Below are 392 nucleotides of genomic sequence, written 5' to 3'. Positions count from 1 at the left end.
AGCTTGTGATGAAGAAGCTTTAGCACTTGGTAAAGTCACCTTAAACTTCAAAGGACGCGCCCGCTAATGGTTGCCTTCCTACTCTCAAGCAATGCAATAGAATTTGATAAACGCCTTGCTGAGGCATGCGATTTTCATCACGATGTGAATGGTTCTGTTTTGGGGATTTTGCGCAGCAAGCTTATCACCCGCCCTCCCCGCTTCTTGCCGTGGTTGACTGAAGAATAGTGGCTTGCAGAACCTACACCTTATGTCCCAAACCTTTATGATTCGAATGATCAAGGGCTTGAATGCCCGCGTTTGCGTTGTTCTCTTGCCGCCATTGATTGAGGGCCTGACCGGGTTCGATTGCCAGCACGCTTTCCACCCGCCTGGACGGCGCGGGCATGGTG

The 392-nt window shown here is 50.8% G+C and carries 1 pseudogene; it reads left to right on the top strand.

Annotation, left to right across the window (positions count from 1 at the left end):
• Positions 1 to 66: 66 nt before the first annotated feature.
• A pseudogene (locus tag J7R10_RS09425) lies at positions 67 to 392 on the top strand (phage tail protein); the annotation flags it as partial.

It is taken from the genome of Bartonella vinsonii subsp. berkhoffii ATCC 51672 (genome assembly GCF_902825225.1).
Taxonomy (GTDB): Bacteria; Pseudomonadota; Alphaproteobacteria; order Rhizobiales; family Rhizobiaceae; genus Bartonella; species Bartonella berkhoffii.
This window is presented reverse-complemented; position numbering and strand designations above follow the sequence as displayed.